Raw genomic sequence first — 17,923 nt, 5'->3', positions numbered from 1 at the left:
ATTATGTTGAAGTTAGAAAATATTACTAAAAGTTTTGATGGTAAAACCATCTTAGATAATTTAAACCTTGAAGTTAAAGACAACTCAATTCTCAGCATCGTTGGTCCTAGTGGTGCCGGTAAAACAACTCTTTTACGTTGTATTGCTGGTTTGGAAAAAGTTGATTCTGGAACTTTCATGCTCAATGACAAACCATTTGATCCTTTCGATGAATCAGTTAAAGAACGAGTTATTGGTGTCGTTTTCCAAGACTTCAATCTTTTCCCTCACTTATCAGTTATGGAAAACATATCTCTAGCACCTAAATTAGTTTTGAAACAAGATAAAACAATGGTGCAAAAGAATGTGGATAAGCTTTTGGAACAATTAGGTCTTACTTCTTTGAAGAATCAATATCCTTTTGAATTATCAGGTGGTCAAAAACAACGTGTTGCTATTGCTAGAGCTTTGGCAATGCAACCACAAATCCTTTGTTACGACGAACCAACTTCAGCACTTGATCCTAGTTTACGTGATACTGTAGCCCAAGTTATTTTGGATCTGAAAAAGACTGGCATCACACAAATCGTCATCACCCATGATCCCGATTTTGCCAAAAAGATTGCTGATCAATTACTAGAAGTTAAACCAATCAATGATTAATCTCTGGGGGAATAAAATATGAAGAAAAAATTATTAATATTCATGGCATTATTCTTACTTGCCTTGGGATTAAGTGGTTGTAGCGATAATCAAAAATCTGTTGCCCAAGAAGCCAACACTACCGATACTTGGAATCACATCAAAAAACGTGGCCGTGTCATCATTGGTTTAGACGATACTTTTGTTCCTATGGGATTCCGTGAGAAAAATGGAAAATTAGTTGGGTATGATATTGATTTAGCCAAAGCTGTTTTCAAGCAATATGGCATCAAAGCCGATTTTCAACCCATCGACTGGAATATGAAAGAAACGGAACTTCGTAATCAGACTATCGATTTAATTTGGAATGGTTACACCATCACTCCTGCCAGAAAGAAACAATTAGCTTTTTCACGTCCATACATGGCTAATCAACAAGTTCTAGTTACAAAAACTAATGAGAACATCACTTCATTTAAAGATATGCAAAATAAAATTCTAGGTGTTCAAACCAGCTCTTCTGGTGCCAGTCTTTTGGATGAGCATCCCACTAAGTTAAAAAATTATATCAAGCACAAGAATCCCGTCCTTTACGATTCCTTTAACAATGCTCTAATGGATCTGGACGACAAACGAATTCAAGGATTACTGATCGATAGTGTTTATGCCGGTTATTACATCAGTAAGGAAAAAGATCCTGCATCTTATCGAGTAACTCGTGGCGGATTTACCGGTGAAGATTTTGCTGTTGGTATGCGTAAAGGCGATAAAACTCTCAAACGTAAAATCGATAACGGCTTACAACATCTTGCTAATACTGGTGAACTTCAAAAGATAAATAAAAAATGGTTTGGTAATTCTGATAATTCTTTAATCCAACCCGAAAAATAAAAAGCTGATCAATTAATTTTGACCAGCTTTTTTCATATTTAATTAACTGTATTTCGACTCTTACCGCCTTCAATAATTTTCTTAGCATCATCTAAAGCAATTTCCATACTATTGCGAATTGCCAATTTAGTGAAGAATGCAATATGTGGTGTAACCAGAACATTAGGCATCGCATTCAAAACCTGATAATCCTCAGGTAACTCTTTAGGTTGTTTATTCATTCCGAAAAAGTCAATTTCATCTGCCAATGTATCTAATCCCGCCGCTCCAATTTCGTGATTCTGTAACGCATCAATCAAAGCTTTTGTATCGACCAATTCACCTCGAGCAACATTTATTAAAATTGCATTTGATTTCATCTTTTTAAATTCTTTTGCACCAATCATATTCCTTGTACTTGGGAAAAGTGGTGTGTGTAATGAGATAATATCGGATTGACTCAAAACAGTATCCAAGTCTGTATACGTTACATAAGGCTCTAACGATGCATCATAAGCTAAATCATAAGCCAAAACCTTAGCACCTAGGGCACTATAAATTTGAGCCGTTGCACCACCAATATGTCCTACACCAACTAAACCAATAGTACAGTTAAAAATTTCAGTGCTAATAGTAGATTCATCCCAAGTAAAATCTCCCTGAGACATACGATCTTGATAAACACCAATCTTTCTAAGCAAATACATAGCCTGAGTCACACCCATTTCAGCAATAGCTCTTGGAGAATAGGCAGCAACATTAGTAAGTGTGATTCCATGACGACGTGCAGCATCTAAATCTTGATTATCGACACCAACTTGGCGAATAGCTAGTTGCTTAATCCCAAATTTTTCGAATTCAGCATATACCGACTCATCAACCGGAGTGATTCCTTCTGAAGAAACACCATCGTATCCTTCTGCCAAATGTGCATTTTTACTACTTAATTCAGCTTCAATCATTTTCACTTCAACATTGTTCTTCTTAGCCCAATTAAGAACATAAGGTTCTTCCAACTTAGAAACTGCGTAACAAAATATTTTCATAATGCATATCCTCCTGATTATTTACTCAAATCTACTTTCCAATCATTCTCGTCATATAGCTTAGGAATCTTTTTAAAGATTAGATAAACCACTATTGAATACAAAATAGGTAATACAAAATAAATGAGTGCAAGTAATAAAATATTCAATCCGACTGAACCATGCATATAAGTAAATGAATTGATTGGTCCTACAGGTTGACCAAATCCTGCATAGGCTGAACCATTTTTTACTTGAATAAATGAATCTGTAAATCCAACTAAAGCCCCTACTACAGCAATCGGCAACAACATACGAGGATGTTTAACAAAGTTAGCAAGCATCATTTTTACCGATCCCCAGAACATTGCGAACGAAACACCTTTTCCATTTACTTTGTAAGTGGCAACTGCAACCATCATGAAACAAGCAGTAGCTCCGACTGAGGCCGCACCACCTGCAATGCCACTAATGCCAATTGCATATGCTAATCCAACTGTTGAAAGTGGAGTTGCGATAATCACGGCAAAAGACATAGCAATTAAGGTACATAATAATACCGGTTGTAGATCCGTGAAGGAGTTCAAAATATTTCCGACAGTCATGGAAATCATATGTACATAAGTGTAAGACCACATACCGAAGGCCCCAACTACTGATGCACATAAAATTGGTTCCCAAATAATCGAGAAACTTCCTACGTAATTTCTAACTAGGAAGATTAAAACAATAGCAATAGCGATAACTAAAATTGTATTAATTAAATCTCCCATTCCCACAAGTGTCCAAGTACCCTTTGAATAAACAGCAGCTCCACTTCCGGCAAAAGCTGCTAAAGCTACACTAGCTTTTTCAATCATCGTAAAGCCAAATTGATTTGCGGCTAAAATAGCTGCAGCAACGGGAACAATATAAGTCCCCATATTGGTCGTATTATAAACAGTCATCCAAAAATCACTGTGTTGAGCTAATCCTGTAATAAATGGTGCAATGATAGCTCCTGGTGTCACGGCAACAACAATTGCCATCGCAACTCCAGAAAGCAATTTGTTCCAAAAATCCCCTATGGTATATTGCCTTAACTCATTCATATATATCACTCCTAAAGAGATGAATTTGAAAATGGAACGATGTTCCATTTAATAAAAATCATTGTATTCCTTTGTGAATATTTTTTCAATAGGTTGTAAAAAATATAAAAAAAATCTCATAATGAATTAAAATAATTCACTACGAGATATACATTTCTACTATTTATAATGTGTTGTTAATTGATTCACCAAATTCAATAATACTTTGCTTAATATTATCCCAACCACGAACTTTTAAACGTGACGTTGGACCAGATACACTAGCGGCAGCAATTATTTTTCCCGATTCAATAATTGGAACTGCAATACAAGTCAAGCCATATTCATATTCTTCATTATCATATGAAACTTTACCTTTTCTAACTACATCCAATTCTTGCTTTAACTTCTCTGGCGTATCCAAAGTATTAATCGTTCGACGTTTTAAATCTGTTTTATTTAAATAATGTTCAAGCTCTGCTTCTGAAAATTGACTCAAAAATATTTTGCCCATGCTACTGCAATAAAGAGGTGCGACGGGGAAAAGATTAACTTGTAAATTAAAGTGATCTCCCTCTTCTGAATCCAGGTACACCACTTGATTATCATAAAGTATACCTATATTAATATTCTCATGATTCTCTTCAACATATTTCTTCATATATGGTTTAGCAACTTGTACTAAGCTATTCTGACGTGATGCACTCTTCGAGTATTCAAATATTTTCGGACCAATTTTATACTGTTGAATTGAATTCACATCAACAATACCAAGATGTTCCAACGTCGTTAATAGACGAAAAACAGTTGTCTTAGGTAATTGAGTCGCTCTAGTCAGTTCACTAACCCCCTGTGGAGATTCAGAAGCATTGATTGCATCCAAAATCTTAAAAACATGAACTACCGTTTTATTCAAATTCATTTCTTCTGCCATTTGATCACCTCTTCTATCTTAATGGAACAACCACATTGTAAAATTTTACCACCAGCACAAACATTTGTAGAGGTGCAATGTAAGCGTATTAGAGATTATTTTTCACAAATGGATCAATAATACTATCCAATAGTTTCTTATTCTGTAATTGTGCCACCCATTCAGGATTAACAGTTTCTGTTTGATATGCACAGCTGGCTAATGTCCCGGTGATGCTAGCAATTGTATCTGTATCTTCACCTAAATTAACCGCCAATAAAATTGCTTCATCAATCGATTTAGAATTCAATACGCACCAAACACAAGCCAGTAATGTATCAACGTCATAACCAGTTGATTTGATATTTTTCCTATCGGTATCTTTAAACCCAAGTGCAAAAATATCCTTATAATAGACAAATTCTGCCCATTCATCTGGTTCATTTTGAAGTGCCGTTTTTAATTGTTGAGGCAAATCGGTTAAAATATCAGTTAAATTCCTACCATTCAATAATTCATGTAAAATTTCTAAATAGATATAACTTCCCATAATGGCTCGCGCATGACGATGTGTTAGACTGGTATAATTCTTAGTCAACTTCAATCTCTTAGCCAAATCAGGTTCCGTTTTTAAATGAATTGCTAGAGGTGCCAATCTCATCAAAGCACCATTGCCATTCGCATATTCACTAAGGTCGCCGCACTCCAAAGCTGGATAATGATTGATTGACCAGTTACGCACAGCTTTTGCACAGGTACCGCCAATCCCAAAAGCAATTCCTTTAGGCGTGTATTCGTTATGAAACATATAATTCTCAAATTTTTGCATTAACTCTTCATAATCACTTTTTTCGGTTAGATTCTCAATCAAAGGTAAAGTAAAAGAGGTATCATCTGACCAACTACCAGCATCTTGCTCCCAAGTTCCACCGGAAATCATTGAATCAACATAATAAGTATCACGTTTCTTGAATTCCACAGGGACACCCAGAGCATCACCCACAATCCCTGAATATAAAATATTCTTTATTAGACTAGCTTCCATAATTACATCTCCGATCAAAAAAACTGGGACCGAAATGAATTCAGTCTCAGTTATCATTTATATTTTAGAGTATCCTATCCCATCTATAGCACGTATAATCCTAAAAGATCAATAAAATAAACGTCAGAAAAATGCCAAATACTGCTAGCATGCTAACCTTCTTCTTATCGTCATGAATTTTTCGCAATCCATTTTTATCCATAAGCATCATTCCTCCGTGCCATCTTCGTTATATCATCTAATCTCCACCATGAAAAGGCTTTTTTGAAAAATTAATAATTAATATTTCCTCGTTTTTTAATTAAACTACATTTTAACCGCAAAAATATTTAATCTCAATATTATTTTTCACTTATTAAGCAAATATTTAAGTATAATTAATATATAAACACAAAGGAGCTACTGACTTAACCATGAATAAGAAGAATCGAGTATATTTGGCTGGACCTTTCTTTAGTGAGAATCAAATAAAACGTTTAGATGAGGTTCAAAAATTATTAGAGGCCAACCCTACAATTGGCGATGTATTCAGACCCGGGGATGACGAATACACAGCGGCTGAATTTGGATCATTTGAATGGCAAACTGCTGTTTACAAGCATGATATCAACAACATCAATAATTCTGATGTTGTTGTCGCAATGTTAGACTATAAGATAGAAGAAAACGAATTAGAACCAGATTCTGGTACAATGTGGGAATGCGGTTATGCAGTAGCTAATAACGTTCCTGTTATCGGAGTTAGAAATATTAAAGACGAACCTCTTAACCTAATGCTTGCCGGCAGTTTGACAGCTTTCTTCAACGGAGCTGACAATATCAAAGAAATTAAGAATTATGACTTTAATAAATTAATGACAAGATATGAAAATGTAAAGGTACTTTAGGAGGGCAACATGTCACAAGTAACAAAAAGAACAGAGAAATCAATTATCACAGCAATGGTTTCACTGCTTCAAAAGAAACCATTTGAAAAAATCACTGTTGGCGATATCTGTGATGAGGCTTTGATCAACCACAGTACTTTTTACCGTTACTTCAACGACAAATACTCCCTTTTGCATGCTGTTTTTTCATATTTATTAGATGATTTATTAAACAACACTTCCAATGCTAAGACTATCGTTTATCAGATAGCTGATTTTATGGAAAAAAATAGCAAATTCATGCATCATATTTCTCCGCAATATCAGACTAAAGCTAACCTTTATCCTGAATTTAGAAGTATTTTACGTGACATTGTTAAAAATAAAAGTAAAGATCCCGGTAGTCAAAACGATCCTTTAATCAAGATGATTACTGAATCCGATACACCAGAGTTGATGATCAGTTTCATCGTCGGTGGACTGATTGGTTTGGTTGAATATCTAGAAGATAATGACTTCAATGTTTCATACGATAAGTTTATTGAATTCACTGAAGGATTCTTCACCAAATGGTCAAAATAGTAAAGAAAAAAGCCGGAAACTTAAGTAGCATCTATTTAGAACACACATCTCACATAAGATCTAATTATGTGTCTGTATTTCTAAATGGATGTTTTTCTTTATTCCTAAATAACAAGAAAATTGGCACAATTCTTTTTCTGTTCTAAAATAGTAATATTGTGTTCATCTTTGAGGGGGAATTTCAAATGCAAACTACCAAATCCAAAAAATATTTTCTATTAAGTATGATGTTGATTGCTGCTAATCTGCGTTTGCCAATTATGATCATCCCTCCACTGATTAAAACAATTGAAGGTCAATTAGGATTGCCCAAGTCTACAGCTGGTTTGATTACTTCAATTCCATTGATTACCTTTGCTTTACTCTCTCCTATTATTGTCAAAGTTGCTAAAAAATTGGGAAATGAGCTAACAATCTTTGTCTTCTTCCTACTATTAATAATTGGAAGTTATTTACGAATCATTCCTACAATTGCAGCATTGATGTTTGGTACTTTTTTAGTTGGTATCGGTATTGATAGTGGAAATGTCCTTGTACCAGCTATTATCAAGGATCATATGCCTAATGAAATTCCTTTAGGCACTAGTTTGTACACTCTTTCAATGCTATTGATTGGTGCCATTGGGACGGCTTTGTCAGGAATTCTAATCACTAAAACAAGTCTTCAAATGACTCTAGCCATACTTTCAATTATGGGTATTATCGCAACTATTTTTTGGTTACCTAATCTCAAAAGCAATCAAAAAGATAGCACCCAACAAACACAATCTAAGGTTTATCGAAGTGTTTGGAATCAATCCTTAGGTTGGTTAATTACCGCTTTCTTCGGACTACAATCAATTGTTTATTACTCTTTCATCACTTGGTTGCCTTCAATCCTCGAAAGTAATGGTATTGCTAGTATCACTGCCAGTAATTTACTTACCTTATTACAACTGAGCGGTTTACCTTGTTCATTCATCGTTCCCTTCCTTTCAGTTAGAAAAGGTGGATTGAAAAAGCTTTTAGTAATGTTATTCATTGGTTATGCGATTGCTCCACTAGGATACTTGATTTCTACTAGTAGCCTAGTCTTCCTAACTATTGTGACCGTGGTAACTGGTTTTGGATCAGGTTTGGCTTTTAACATGGCTGTGGTCTTCTTTACTGAAAAAACTACCAATCCAATTCAGACCGCCGAAGTATCCGGCATGGCTCAATCAGCAGGTTACTTGTTAGCTGCCATTGGTCCAACACTTTTTGGTTTTCTACAAAGCAGCACTCAATCATGGAACTTAATTATTATTATTTTAATCTTATTATCAATTTTACTAACACTATCAGGAATTTTTATTGCGCATCATAAACCTATTAAAGAATGAGGATTTTAAAAATGAAATATATCTTTTTCGATTTTGACGGTACAATCGCCGATACTAAAGTTGGAACTATTAAAGCACTTCAATACATGTCCCAAAAGTTGAATATCACTGACTTGGGAGCTGACACTTATCAAAAATTTATTGGTCCTGCTATTACTGAAAGTTTTGGCAAATACTATCCTGATCTTCCTAAAGAACGTTATTCTGAAGCCATTGCTGCCTACGACGAATATTACAAAAACGACGGTCTTTATCAATTGACTCTTTATCCACAAATCGAAGATGTCTTATCAGCCTTGAAAGATGATGGTTATCAACTCTATATCTCATCCGCCAAAACTGAATCACTTATTAAGAAATTAATTACTTACCTCAAACTGGATCAATATTTTACTGGACTTTACGGTGCTTCAGAAGATGAAGTTACACGCTCAAGTAAAGCTGATATTCTTAAATATGCACTTGAAAATGCCAAAGCTACGGCCGACGAATCTGTTATTATCGGTGATCGTTCAACCGATATTCAAGGTGGCATTGCCAACCATGTCCACACTTTAGGTATCACCTATGGATTCGGAGATTACGCTGAATTGCGTGATGCAGGCGCCGAATCAATCTTAGAAGATCCAACTGAGGTACCTTCTGAAATTCGAGCAATGTAGCTGTAAAACTTTTTTTTAAAAAATCGAGCTTTTCCCTTGATATGAAACGGGTTCGATAAAGTAACATAATAATTGTAAAGAGAGTAAGACATGTCGAAGCTCCTTCGTTAAATAATGACAGAGGAGATACAATATTATGCTATTCAAAATTTTTAGAAAAAACCATACTACTGCTAACGTCGAACTAAAGGACAACAATCAATTGAGTGCTTTGAAACTAGCTGCTGAAAAGACTGCGGATGAATTCGGTTTGGATGCTCAAACTGTGCAAAGTAGTTTATTTGCTAGTGCCGCCCAGGAACCAACTATTCTAAATGACTGTGTCGTTTATATGTTTGTAACTAGTGACAAGAAGCACAAGGCACATTCAATGACTTTAACTTTCAAAAATCCTATTGTTTGGGGTAATGATAGAATTCCTGTTGACTACATGATCGTTGGTGTATTGCCTGACGGTGCTGGTCAAGAGGACGCCGATCAGCTAAGAGAACATATTACTGATAAAGTTAATGAGAATGCTGATAAATTGGATGATATTAGATTCAACGATTCTGAACTAAATAAATTAAATCAATCATTTACAGAATAGATGAAGTCGACCAATGGCCGGCTTTTTTGCTGCAAAAATAAATACTTTGAAACTTTTCTATAGTCAGATTGAGGATTTTGCTTAATAATAGTAGACAGTAAGTCCATATTGAGGGGGACAGCTATGAAACTCTATCATAAGGTGATTCTTATTACCCTAGGTATTTTGGGGATAATTATTTTTTCTACTATGATTTGGTACCAATATAGCGATATTATTCAGAACTTCTTTAGCTATACTTTCGATCGTGAAAATTTAATTGATCTTTTAAGACATCAAGGTCGACATAATGCCATTTTGTTTATCGCCGTAATCGCTATTGGTTCAGCCATCCCTGGAGTTCCTATTGCTGCGGTCGCAATTCTTTCCGGCGTGTGCTTTGGTCGTTGGCTTGGTTTCGGGGTTAACGTAATTGGTGCCGTCATTGGAAACATGCTAGCGATAAACATTCTAGGTGCCTTTCCTCACAAAGTCCGTCCAAGTCGTTTTAGACCATTAGCCGATAAACTCAAGAATATGCATCATCCCAGATTAGGGTTAAGTATCGGTTACGCTGTACCAATGTTGCCAACCCTACTAGTCAACTACGCTGCAATTGAAATGAAGTTGTCTTGGCGTAATAAACTTATTTGTATATTCTTAGGTTCTTTACCAGTATCATTTTTATATGCCTTTGGTGGTGATGAATTGATTTTTGGTAATATCAAAGTTACTATAGTAGCCATTTTATTAGTCATTTTGATGTTTGCTTTGTATGACTTCATTCGTCGCGATCAAAGAATCAAACAAAATATTTAAGTAAATAAAAAGCCGACCAAATGGTCGACTTTTTATTTACTTAAGTTTTGCTTCCATTACCTTTGAACCATTTTTTAAGTCAGCATTATTTTCCACTGACAGACTACTACTATCAATCTTGTCCGCAGTATTAGTTATGATGGTTAAAATAATGGTATCCTTTTTGGCAAGTCTCACTTGCTCTAAATCCATCTTAGCAATTGGCGTCTGAACTTTAACTTTATCTCCTTCTTCAACTAAGATTTCAAAAGGTTTTCCCGCAAGTTCAACTGTATCTAGTCCCATATGGACCATAACTTCTAGACCGTTCGAGGTTTTTAATCCTAAAGCATGTTTAGTTTTAAAAACTGAAGTAATGATTCCTTCCACTGGAGAATAAATATTTCCTTGGGCCGGTACAACTCCGAAACCATCTCCCATTAACTTCTGCGCAAATACTGGATCATTAACATTTTCTAAAGTCTTTAATTTACCATTTACTGGAGCATATATTGTTTCAGTAATCTTTTTCTTTCCTAATCCGAATAATCCCATTTAATTTACCTCTATTCATCGGTTCCTAAAATACCGTTAATTTCTTGACTGTATAAATCAGCTTTTCCGCCATAGACGGCTTGTAAACCTCCACTAACATCTAATACAGCTGTAGCTCCTAAATCTTTTAATACTTTTTTATCAACCTTTGTATTATCTGCAACAGCAATACGTAATCTTGTAGCACAAGCTTCAACACTTTGAATATTTTCTACTCCGCCTAGTGCTCCAATAATCTGTTGTGATTGATCATGCAAGCTAGAATTTTTATCAACTGATGAGTCATTTGCTGAAGATGTAGTATCATCATCTTCTTCCATACCTGGAATTGCTACATGGAATTTTGTAATACAGAATCTAAATACTACGTAATAGATAACAGCCCAAATCAATCCAAACCAAAGTACAGTAGGCCAGTTTGTTTTATCTTTACCTTGTAAAACACCAAACAATAAATAATCAATCAGTCCACCTGAGAAAGAGTTACCAATTCTAATATTAAGAATATCTGCAAAATAGAATGATAAACCATCAAGAAAAGCATGAATCACATAGAGCCATGGAGCAACAAATAAGAAAGTATATTCAAGTGGTTCAGTGATACCTGTTAGAAATGATGTCAATCCACCACTTAGGTAAAGTCCACCATCCTTTTTTCTATTTTTCTTTGGTAAACAATGATACATAGCCAGAGCTGCAGCTGGTAGACCAAACATCATCGTAGCAAATCGACCGGCAAAAAAACGTGTTCCATATGTAAATAATCCGACGTGATTAGCATCAGCTAATTGTGCAAAGAAAATATTTTGAGCACCGACCACTGTATGTCCAGCAACCGTTGCAGTACCACCAAGTGATGTATACCAGAATAATGGATAAATTGTATGATGCAAGCCAACAGCACCTAACAATCGCAATAGGAAACCATAGAAGAAGGTACCGATACTACCCATTTTGGCAATATCATGACCTATTATTACTAGCCATCCCTGAATTGGTGGCCAAATCATAAAGAATAATGCTCCAATAAAAATTGCTGTAAAAGAAGTAATAATAGGAATAAATCTCGAACCACCGAAAAAGCCTAAAAATTGTGGCAATTCTATTTTACGATATCGATTATGAAGGTATGCAACCATACCACCAATTACAATTGAACCAACTACACCAGTATCAATTGTCGTTCCTTTTGGAGAAAACATTTGAATAAAACCTGCTATGGTGGCTGTATAAACTAAGAAGGAAACACCAGCGGCCAAACCAGCAGTCCCTTTATCACCATTCGCCAGTCCCACCGCAATACCAATAGCAAATATTAATGCAATATTATTAAAAACGGCACTACCCGCAAAATTCATAATTTTCAAAATTGTTTGTAACCAAGGCATTGACAAAAACGGATATGCTTTAACGGCAGCATCATTAGTCAATGCACCACCTAAACCTAGCAAGAGACCAGCTGCCGGTAAAATAGCTATCGGTAGCATGAAAGCTCTTCCTAACTGTGAGAATTTTTTAAACATTTTTATTTACCCCTTATTTTTAATTAAGTGCTGTAATAAATCTTTGAGCAATTTCCATTGGTCTTGTAATTGCCCCACCAACTACAATTCCTGTTGCCCCCATGTCTTGTATTTTTCTAGCTTGTTCTGGAGTATGAATCTTACCTTCGGCTATCACAGGCATCTTGGCATCAACATATGCTTTTATTAGATCTATATCAGGACCATCTTTCTTTTCACTTTCTTCTGTATAACCACTTAATGTTGTCCCCACAAAATCAACTCCGGCTTTATATGCATTCTTACCTTCTTCAAAAGTTGAAGTATCGGCCATTAATAATTGTTCTGGATATTTTTCCTTAATTTCTTTGATAAATTCATCAACAGTTTTACCATCATGTCGCTTGCGTAAAGTGCAATCCAAAGCAATTACCGCTACTCCTGTTTCATGTAACTCATCAATTTCTTTCATAGTAGCTGTGATAAATGGTTTCTCGGGCAGGTAATCTTTTTTTATGATTCCTATAATCGGCAAGTCAACCGCTTCTTGAATCTCTTTAATATCACGAACCGAGTTTGCTCTAATACCGACGGCTCCCGCACGTTTAGCTGCAATTGCCATTAAGGGCATGACCCCACCATTTTTCGTATAAAGTGGTTCTCCGGGAAGTGCTTGACAGGAAACAATCAAGCCACCTTTAATCTGTTTTATAAAATCTTCTTTTTTCATTCTTCATTTTCCCTCCAAAATTAATCAGTTTGGATTATATTCTCCAGAAAGAAATATAAAACATTATTCACACTTTGTAAACCCTTTCTTTTTTAAGATTCTAAATAATCCTCAGAAAATGTATAATTATCAAGAGAAATACAATTGGAGAATTTTCAAAATGAATATTGATAATTTAATTAAAGACAAATACGAAACACTAACTAAATCAGAAAAGAAAATCGCCCAATATATTATGAATAACAAGAAATCTATTATTTATGGGACAATGGAAACAATTAAAAAAAACGTATCTGTGGGAGATGCCACAATAGTACGTTTTTCAAGAAAACTAGGTTTCTCCGGTTTTAACGATTTAAAGATTGATTTGGCTAAAACTGAATTGGAAGAAAATAATATTGATTCCAGTCATGATTATTACGACGACATAGCTGACCGTTTAATTTCAACAATCAAGGATACCGCATCCCTTATAAATCCCAGTGATTTAAACAAAGCAATACAGCTAATTACAAATTGCCACAAACTTTATATTTTTGGAGTTGGACATAGTGGTGAAATTGGAAAAGATTTTTCAAAGATGTTGTTAAGAATTGGATTAATTGTTCAGTCCGAAACAGATCCACACTTTCAATCACAAATGGCCGCTATGATGACGAATAACGATCTTGTTATTGGCATATCCTTATCCGGAGAAACTAAAGATACTTATGATTCACTCCAAATGGCTAAAAAAAGTGGTGCAAACATCATTTCTATTACTAACAACAACCTTTCTTCTATTGCACAAATCAGCGATATAACGCTACGTACTTCAATTGAAGAATTCCTCAATGGTGGCTCCTTAGCCGGTCAACTATCACAATTATATGTTTGTGAAGTTTTAATCCGTGGCTACGAAAGACAAAATGGAGTAGATGCCGTTTCCCTCCGTGAAAAAGCATTACGTTCAATTATGGATAAAAGATTAAATAACTAAAAAAGCCGACCAAATGGTCGACTTTTTATTTATTAACATCAAAAACATATCCCTGTGGATAGAATTCCAAACGATAAGCTCGATAAACATAAGCTTTTGAAGAAGCATTCTTAACTGTCACATTGAACACCTGATTACCACTTGAATCAACTTCAATTACATTACTTTCGGCACCATTATTTTTATAGCCAAAATCGATTAACGTATTTTCATTACTCTCACGTTCAGCGTAACCAATAATATTTGTAAAATTAGTTTTTCCCAGTGATTTTCCATATGCCCAGGTTTGATCTATTGTCATCTTCTTAGTATCAATGTGATATTGAACTGCCTGTGAATACTTACCGGACGTTTTCTTATTACCGCTAGTAACATCAACATTATTGTCATAAAGTAAAATATTCTCACCATTCTTATCTTTACTCAATTGATAAAGTCCATGTTGCCCACCAGTTATTGTTGTACCCTTAGTTGGCGTTAATAATTTACTGCGATACTTCTTAGGCCAGCTCTTCTTTGATTTTCCACTGTAAATCCAAATTATCTTATCAGTCTTATAATCCAGTTTCATAATCATATCCTGATTACGTCCCGAAATCATAATCGTATTATCTGACTTATCATAATCAACGGCATTTTGATGGAACCAATCGATTTTTCCATCTGATCCGGCTTTATAATTCTTGTACATTGAACTAGGTAAAATCTTCTTCAAATCTATCACTTTAACTATTTTCCCAGTTTTATGTGAAATTTGAACCATCACATCTTCTTTATACTTAGAACCGTCATTTACGGTCGCTAAAATATCTTTATTAGGTAACTCCAAAAGATCATGATGGATTACTGTTGTTTCGTCTTTAGCATTGCCACTGTCATTGGATTTGACCTTATTATTAAAACTATATTCACGGTAAACTCGGCCCAAAGCATCTGTCTCAATCAAGTCATTATAGACTGTTGAATCGACATTCTTCTTAGTTAAAATCAAAAAGTGCCCATCATCAGTTTGTTCAATTGTATGTTGTGAGTAATTAGTTGAATACCATCTAACTTCTCCATCTGCATCAATGGCGAATGGTTCTTTAGTTGTACGATTCATCAAAGTCAATTTATTGTCGCCAATATCCATTTTTGATTTATTATTTTTAGAAACTACAATCTTGGCATTCTTAATATACTTGGGTAATTCTTCAGTCTGTAAATGTAAAACCTTCTGTTCCGTACTGCCATCTTTATAAGTTATAGTTATTGTCACAGTATTATTATAATCAGCATATAAACCAGCTATCGGAACCTGATGAGTCTTTTGATAGCCTTTCACTTGGTTAGTAATACTTGTTTTATCAGTCTTTCCTGAAACGGTATAACTTATTTTGGCTGCTTTGTCAGTTTTGAAAATAACCAAAGCAGTCAACGGCGAATCCTTATAAGGGTTCACTTTCACATATGGATCACTCAACGTATACGATTTATTTTTAGTTGCGCTCTGATATTCCTTAGTTAATTTCTTCTGAGCATCCTCTCTCGTTGAAATCAGCTTAGAACCAATATTCTTTTTAATCTGTGCAGTCGATAAAACTTCTGAATCTTTAGAACTACTGGAACATCCCACTAATACTAGTAACATCAGTGGAATCAATCCTAATAAAAATAATTTCTTTCTCCTCATTTATAACTCCTCAAAAAAAAATCAATTTTCTCAACCTTTTTAGCGTATTAAAAAAATGTTGACATTCCGTCAACATTTTTTGAAGATTTTGTGAAAGCCTTATGACAGAACTTGCCAATGAGGATACTCGGTATCTTTAGTTTCAAATCTTTCTGTCAAAAGATACTCCTTTGCTTTAAGAACTAGAGGAGAACTATTACTAATACTCAATTTAGACAACGGTATCCAGACAGCACCCAATGAGTCTTGACCAATAAATTGCGTAACTGTAGCTTTTACTTCACCTTGATATTCTTCAATTAAATTAAAAACACAAATATGTTCATTCCACGTATATTTTTGATACTTCCAAGGAAATCTGAAACTAACTGTACCCAATTGATGTGAGTCTGTAACTCTTAATCCAGTTTCTTCAGCAATTTCTCTAATAGCGGTATTTTCTAAGGGTTCACCCTCATCCATACTTCCACCCGGCAGATCATAGCGATTAATATATGGACCACCATTTTTTTTAATCACCAACAATTTCTCTGATTCGTGGATAATCCCGTATGATCCGAATGCAAAATGAAAAGTTTTACTGCTCATTTGCCCAAACCTCCCCTATCATTGAATAGAAAGTATTATTATAATAGTCATAATAATATTAAATTAATTAAAATCTTATTCAAGGGGTAGATATTATGGCAGATATTTCATCAGACGACTATTTCAAAATTGTAAAAAAAGTATGGGCAGGCGGAAAATTCAAGGACATGGGTGTTACAACTGGTAAGAAGTACATTCAAATGTACAATGAATTCATGCAAAATGTCGGTAACGGTCAAACAACTGAAATTGAAGAAAAATTCCATCCCGATGACTGTGAACTAATCGCTTCTACAAATGTTGACGAAGGACAAATGGTTATCATGTGTTCACAAGAAAAAAATGGTAAAACTTATCTAGAAACATTTTCAGCCATCACCGATGTTGATTTTTCAAATATGACACCCGTTGAAAGTGATTTTTATCGTGAAATGATCCGTGCAGATACAGAAGGACGTATTAAAGAGATTTAGAGAATAAAACACACTATTTAATCCAGTAACAATGAAAAAAATAAGTTACTGGATATTTTTGTTTAAAGTAGTGGACTTTGTCCACTACTATGCTATACTATTCTCAATCCAAATCAGGAGGTTCCTTCACTTGTTAGATCAAAATGAGATCACATCAATCCGTAGTTTCAACCGTAACTACACTAAATTACTGGGTATTCTTAATAAAAAGGTTTTAGATACGCCCCTTAGTTGGACTGAAGGTCGTACCATTCTAGAGATCTATTTCAATCAAGACAAAACTCCAATTGAAGTTGCCAATCACTTGAATCTTGATAAAAGCTACACTAGCCGTATTCTTAAACGTTTTGAAAAAAACGAATTACTCTATAAATCACCTTCATCTACCGATCTTCGTTCCAAAAAGATTCATTTAACCACTAAAGGAACAAAACTCGCCCAACAATTAGATGAACGTTCGGATCAACAAATAAAAGATTTATTAATCAATTTATCCCCTCAACAGCAACAAGAATTCTATGAAGCTGTCAAAACAATAGACAAATTACTATTCAATAGAAAGTAGGCCTTTTCAATGTGGTATTCTAAAAGTTTTTCAGAATTGAGCACCAATGAACTTTTTGAAATTTTATATTTACGTACAAGAGTTTTCGTAGTTGATCAAAAGAGAGTTTATCAAGAAGTCGACGAACATGATCCCGAATCCATTCACGTATTTGATTTAGAAGATGGTCAAATTGTAGCTTATGCTAGAGTCTTTAATCAGAATGGAAAAGTTACTTTCGGCCGAGTCCTCACTAATCCAGACTATCGTGGTCAAGGATTGGGAAATGAACTGATGCAACATGTTTTTACTACAATTCAAAAGGACTTTCCAAAAAAAGAAGTCGAAATTGAAGCTCAAGTCCAAGTAGAAAAATTCTACCAAAAATTTCATTTCCAAACGCAAGGTGCACCTTTTTTGTTCAACCATACACCTCATTTAAAAATGACCCATGAAATAATTGATTAAAAAAATTCACTCATCAATTTGAGTGAATTTT

Annotated in this window: 21 protein-coding genes; 12 read left to right on the top strand and 9 right to left on the bottom strand. The window is 34.7% G+C overall.

What is annotated here, in order from left to right; translation table 11 throughout:
* The first annotated feature begins 3 nt into the window (after nucleotides 1-3).
* Both ATN92_RS17140 and ATN92_RS17135 read left to right on the top strand, forming a co-directional pair.
* Nucleotides 4-642: an amino acid ABC transporter ATP-binding protein gene (locus ATN92_RS17140; protein WP_056954310.1), complete on the top strand. Its 639-nt coding sequence runs from the start codon at nucleotides 4-6 to the stop codon at nucleotides 640-642.
* 18 nt (nucleotides 643-660) lie between these two features.
* Entirely contained in the window at nucleotides 661-1,512 is an 852-nt protein-coding gene (locus ATN92_RS17135; protein ID WP_056954308.1) for a transporter substrate-binding domain-containing protein, read from the top strand.
* Between the two features lie 38 nt (nucleotides 1,513-1,550).
* Here the strand turns inward: ATN92_RS17135 and ATN92_RS17130 are convergent, their stop codons facing one another.
* The 4 genes from ATN92_RS17130 to ATN92_RS17115 all read right to left on the bottom strand — a co-directional run bounded on the left by ATN92_RS17130 (nucleotide 1,551) and on the right by ATN92_RS17115 (nucleotide 5,544).
* On the bottom strand, nucleotides 1,551-2,537 hold the full coding sequence (locus ATN92_RS17130; protein WP_056954306.1) for a D-2-hydroxyacid dehydrogenase: 987 nt from the start codon (nucleotides 2,535-2,537) through the stop codon (nucleotides 1,551-1,553).
* A 17-nt stretch (nucleotides 2,538-2,554) separates the two neighbouring features.
* Complete coding sequence (locus tag ATN92_RS17125) at nucleotides 2,555-3,607, bottom strand: PTS sugar transporter subunit IIC (RefSeq protein WP_056954304.1); 1,053 nt, start codon at nucleotides 3,605-3,607, stop codon at nucleotides 2,555-2,557.
* Between the two features lie 163 nt (nucleotides 3,608-3,770).
* A complete protein-coding gene (locus tag ATN92_RS17120) occupies nucleotides 3,771-4,520 on the bottom strand; it encodes an IclR family transcriptional regulator (protein WP_056954302.1) in 750 nt (249 codons plus the stop codon).
* A gap of 88 nt (nucleotides 4,521-4,608) precedes the next feature.
* Complete coding sequence (locus ATN92_RS17115; RefSeq protein ID WP_056954300.1) at nucleotides 4,609-5,544, bottom strand: ADP-ribosylglycohydrolase family protein; 936 nt, start codon at nucleotides 5,542-5,544, stop codon at nucleotides 4,609-4,611.
* Nucleotides 5,545-5,957: 413 nt separating this feature from the next.
* Between ATN92_RS17115 and ATN92_RS17110 the strand changes: the two genes are divergently transcribed.
* The 6 genes from ATN92_RS17110 to ATN92_RS17085 all read left to right on the top strand — a co-directional run bounded on the left by ATN92_RS17110 (nucleotide 5,958) and on the right by ATN92_RS17085 (nucleotide 10,402).
* Nucleotides 5,958-6,431 carry a nucleoside 2-deoxyribosyltransferase gene (locus ATN92_RS17110; protein WP_056954299.1) on the top strand — a complete coding sequence of 158 codons (474 nt, stop codon included), beginning with the start codon at nucleotides 5,958-5,960 and terminating at the stop codon, nucleotides 6,429-6,431.
* A gap of 9 nt (nucleotides 6,432-6,440) precedes the next feature.
* A complete protein-coding gene (locus ATN92_RS17105; protein WP_056954297.1) occupies nucleotides 6,441-6,992 on the top strand; it encodes a TetR/AcrR family transcriptional regulator in 552 nt (183 codons plus the stop codon).
* 185 nt (nucleotides 6,993-7,177) lie between these two features.
* Nucleotides 7,178-8,353: an MFS transporter gene (locus ATN92_RS17100; protein ID WP_056954295.1), complete on the top strand. Its 1,176-nt coding sequence runs from the start codon at nucleotides 7,178-7,180 to the stop codon at nucleotides 8,351-8,353.
* An 11-nt stretch (nucleotides 8,354-8,364) separates the two neighbouring features.
* Nucleotides 8,365-9,015 (top strand): HAD hydrolase-like protein, encoded by a 651-nt coding sequence (locus tag ATN92_RS17095; RefSeq protein WP_056954294.1) that lies wholly within the window; start codon nucleotides 8,365-8,367, stop codon nucleotides 9,013-9,015.
* 136 nt (nucleotides 9,016-9,151) lie between these two features.
* Complete coding sequence (locus ATN92_RS17090; protein ID WP_056954292.1) at nucleotides 9,152-9,604, top strand: PTS sugar transporter subunit IIA; 453 nt, start codon at nucleotides 9,152-9,154, stop codon at nucleotides 9,602-9,604.
* Nucleotides 9,605-9,727: 123 nt separating this feature from the next.
* A complete protein-coding gene (locus ATN92_RS17085) occupies nucleotides 9,728-10,402 on the top strand; it encodes a TVP38/TMEM64 family protein (protein WP_056954290.1) in 675 nt (224 codons plus the stop codon).
* Nucleotides 10,403-10,438: 36 nt separating this feature from the next.
* Here the strand turns inward: ATN92_RS17085 and ATN92_RS17080 are convergent, their stop codons facing one another.
* The 3 genes from ATN92_RS17080 to ATN92_RS17070 are packed head-to-tail and all read right to left on the bottom strand — an operon-like array spanning nucleotide 10,439 to nucleotide 13,168.
* The gene (locus ATN92_RS17080; RefSeq protein ID WP_056954288.1) at nucleotides 10,439-10,936 is read right to left on the bottom strand and encodes a PTS sugar transporter subunit IIA; all 498 of its coding nucleotides are present in this window, start codon (nucleotides 10,934-10,936) and stop codon (nucleotides 10,439-10,441) included.
* Nucleotides 10,937-10,947: 11 nt separating this feature from the next.
* Complete coding sequence (locus tag ATN92_RS17075; protein WP_056954287.1) at nucleotides 10,948-12,459, bottom strand: PTS transporter subunit EIIC; 1,512 nt, start codon at nucleotides 12,457-12,459, stop codon at nucleotides 10,948-10,950.
* 19 nt (nucleotides 12,460-12,478) lie between these two features.
* Complete coding sequence (locus ATN92_RS17070) at nucleotides 12,479-13,168, bottom strand: N-acetylmannosamine-6-phosphate 2-epimerase (protein WP_056954285.1); 690 nt, start codon at nucleotides 13,166-13,168, stop codon at nucleotides 12,479-12,481.
* Between the two features lie 160 nt (nucleotides 13,169-13,328).
* Between ATN92_RS17070 and ATN92_RS17065 the strand changes: the two genes are divergently transcribed.
* Nucleotides 13,329-14,147, top strand: a complete 819-nt coding sequence (locus tag ATN92_RS17065) for a MurR/RpiR family transcriptional regulator (RefSeq protein WP_056954284.1) — start codon at nucleotides 13,329-13,331, stop codon at nucleotides 14,145-14,147.
* Nucleotides 14,148-14,172: 25 nt separating this feature from the next.
* On the opposite strand, the gene ATN92_RS17060 is transcribed toward ATN92_RS17065, so the two are convergent.
* Both ATN92_RS17060 and ATN92_RS17055 read right to left on the bottom strand, forming a co-directional pair.
* The gene (locus ATN92_RS17060) at nucleotides 14,173-15,819 is read right to left on the bottom strand and encodes an aryl-sulfate sulfotransferase (RefSeq protein WP_143444170.1); all 1,647 of its coding nucleotides are present in this window, start codon (nucleotides 15,817-15,819) and stop codon (nucleotides 14,173-14,175) included.
* Between the two features lie 99 nt (nucleotides 15,820-15,918).
* A complete protein-coding gene (locus ATN92_RS17055) occupies nucleotides 15,919-16,407 on the bottom strand; it encodes an NUDIX hydrolase (RefSeq protein ID WP_056954282.1) in 489 nt (162 codons plus the stop codon).
* A 95-nt stretch (nucleotides 16,408-16,502) separates the two neighbouring features.
* Between ATN92_RS17055 and ATN92_RS17050 the strand changes: the two genes are divergently transcribed.
* The 3 genes from ATN92_RS17050 to ATN92_RS17040 all read left to right on the top strand — a co-directional run bounded on the left by ATN92_RS17050 (nucleotide 16,503) and on the right by ATN92_RS17040 (nucleotide 17,892).
* On the top strand, nucleotides 16,503-16,880 hold the full coding sequence (locus ATN92_RS17050; RefSeq protein ID WP_056954280.1) for a hypothetical protein: 378 nt from the start codon (nucleotides 16,503-16,505) through the stop codon (nucleotides 16,878-16,880).
* Nucleotides 16,881-17,010: 130 nt separating this feature from the next.
* Entirely contained in the window at nucleotides 17,011-17,445 is a 435-nt protein-coding gene (locus tag ATN92_RS17045) for a MarR family winged helix-turn-helix transcriptional regulator (protein WP_056954278.1), read from the top strand.
* A 9-nt stretch (nucleotides 17,446-17,454) separates the two neighbouring features.
* Nucleotides 17,455-17,892: a GNAT family N-acetyltransferase gene (locus ATN92_RS17040; protein WP_056954276.1), complete on the top strand. Its 438-nt coding sequence runs from the start codon at nucleotides 17,455-17,457 to the stop codon at nucleotides 17,890-17,892.
* Nucleotides 17,893-17,923: the final 31 nt, after the last annotated feature.

It is taken from the genome of Companilactobacillus bobalius, from assembly GCF_009764355.1.
Note: the sequence above shows the minus strand (reverse complement) of the source record. Positions and strands in the feature narration are given on the sequence as shown.

Excerpts from the sequence above, each read along its gene's own strand:
- ATN92_RS17140 (WP_056954310.1), top strand. The coding sequence starts at position 4 with ATGTTGAAGTTAGAAAATATTACTAAAAGTTTTGATGGTAAAACCATC.
- ATN92_RS17135 (WP_056954308.1), top strand. The coding sequence starts at position 661 with ATGAAGAAAAAATTATTAATATTCATGGCATTATTCTTACTTGCCTTG.
- ATN92_RS17130 (WP_056954306.1), bottom strand. The coding sequence starts at position 2,537 with ATGAAAATATTTTGTTACGCAGTTTCTAAGTTGGAAGAACCTTATGTT.
- ATN92_RS17125 (WP_056954304.1), bottom strand. The coding sequence starts at position 3,607 with ATGAATGAGTTAAGGCAATATACCATAGGGGATTTTTGGAACAAATTG.
- ATN92_RS17120 (WP_056954302.1), bottom strand. The coding sequence starts at position 4,520 with ATGGCAGAAGAAATGAATTTGAATAAAACGGTAGTTCATGTTTTTAAG.
- ATN92_RS17115 (WP_056954300.1), bottom strand. The coding sequence starts at position 5,544 with ATGGAAGCTAGTCTAATAAAGAATATTTTATATTCAGGGATTGTGGGT.
- ATN92_RS17110 (WP_056954299.1), top strand. The coding sequence starts at position 5,958 with ATGAATAAGAAGAATCGAGTATATTTGGCTGGACCTTTCTTTAGTGAG.
- ATN92_RS17105 (WP_056954297.1), top strand. The coding sequence starts at position 6,441 with ATGTCACAAGTAACAAAAAGAACAGAGAAATCAATTATCACAGCAATG.
- ATN92_RS17100 (WP_056954295.1), top strand. The coding sequence starts at position 7,178 with ATGCAAACTACCAAATCCAAAAAATATTTTCTATTAAGTATGATGTTG.
- ATN92_RS17095 (WP_056954294.1), top strand. The coding sequence starts at position 8,365 with ATGAAATATATCTTTTTCGATTTTGACGGTACAATCGCCGATACTAAA.
- ATN92_RS17090 (WP_056954292.1), top strand. The coding sequence starts at position 9,152 with ATGCTATTCAAAATTTTTAGAAAAAACCATACTACTGCTAACGTCGAA.
- ATN92_RS17085 (WP_056954290.1), top strand. The coding sequence starts at position 9,728 with ATGAAACTCTATCATAAGGTGATTCTTATTACCCTAGGTATTTTGGGG.
- ATN92_RS17080 (WP_056954288.1), bottom strand. The coding sequence starts at position 10,936 with ATGGGATTATTCGGATTAGGAAAGAAAAAGATTACTGAAACAATATAT.
- ATN92_RS17075 (WP_056954287.1), bottom strand. The coding sequence starts at position 12,459 with ATGTTTAAAAAATTCTCACAGTTAGGAAGAGCTTTCATGCTACCGATA.
- ATN92_RS17070 (WP_056954285.1), bottom strand. The coding sequence starts at position 13,168 with ATGAAAAAAGAAGATTTTATAAAACAGATTAAAGGTGGCTTGATTGTT.
- ATN92_RS17065 (WP_056954284.1), top strand. The coding sequence starts at position 13,329 with ATGAATATTGATAATTTAATTAAAGACAAATACGAAACACTAACTAAA.
- ATN92_RS17060 (WP_143444170.1), bottom strand. The coding sequence starts at position 15,819 with ATGAGGAGAAAGAAATTATTTTTATTAGGATTGATTCCACTGATGTTA.
- ATN92_RS17055 (WP_056954282.1), bottom strand. The coding sequence starts at position 16,407 with ATGAGCAGTAAAACTTTTCATTTTGCATTCGGATCATACGGGATTATC.
- ATN92_RS17050 (WP_056954280.1), top strand. The coding sequence starts at position 16,503 with ATGGCAGATATTTCATCAGACGACTATTTCAAAATTGTAAAAAAAGTA.
- ATN92_RS17040 (WP_056954276.1), top strand. The coding sequence starts at position 17,455 with ATGTGGTATTCTAAAAGTTTTTCAGAATTGAGCACCAATGAACTTTTT.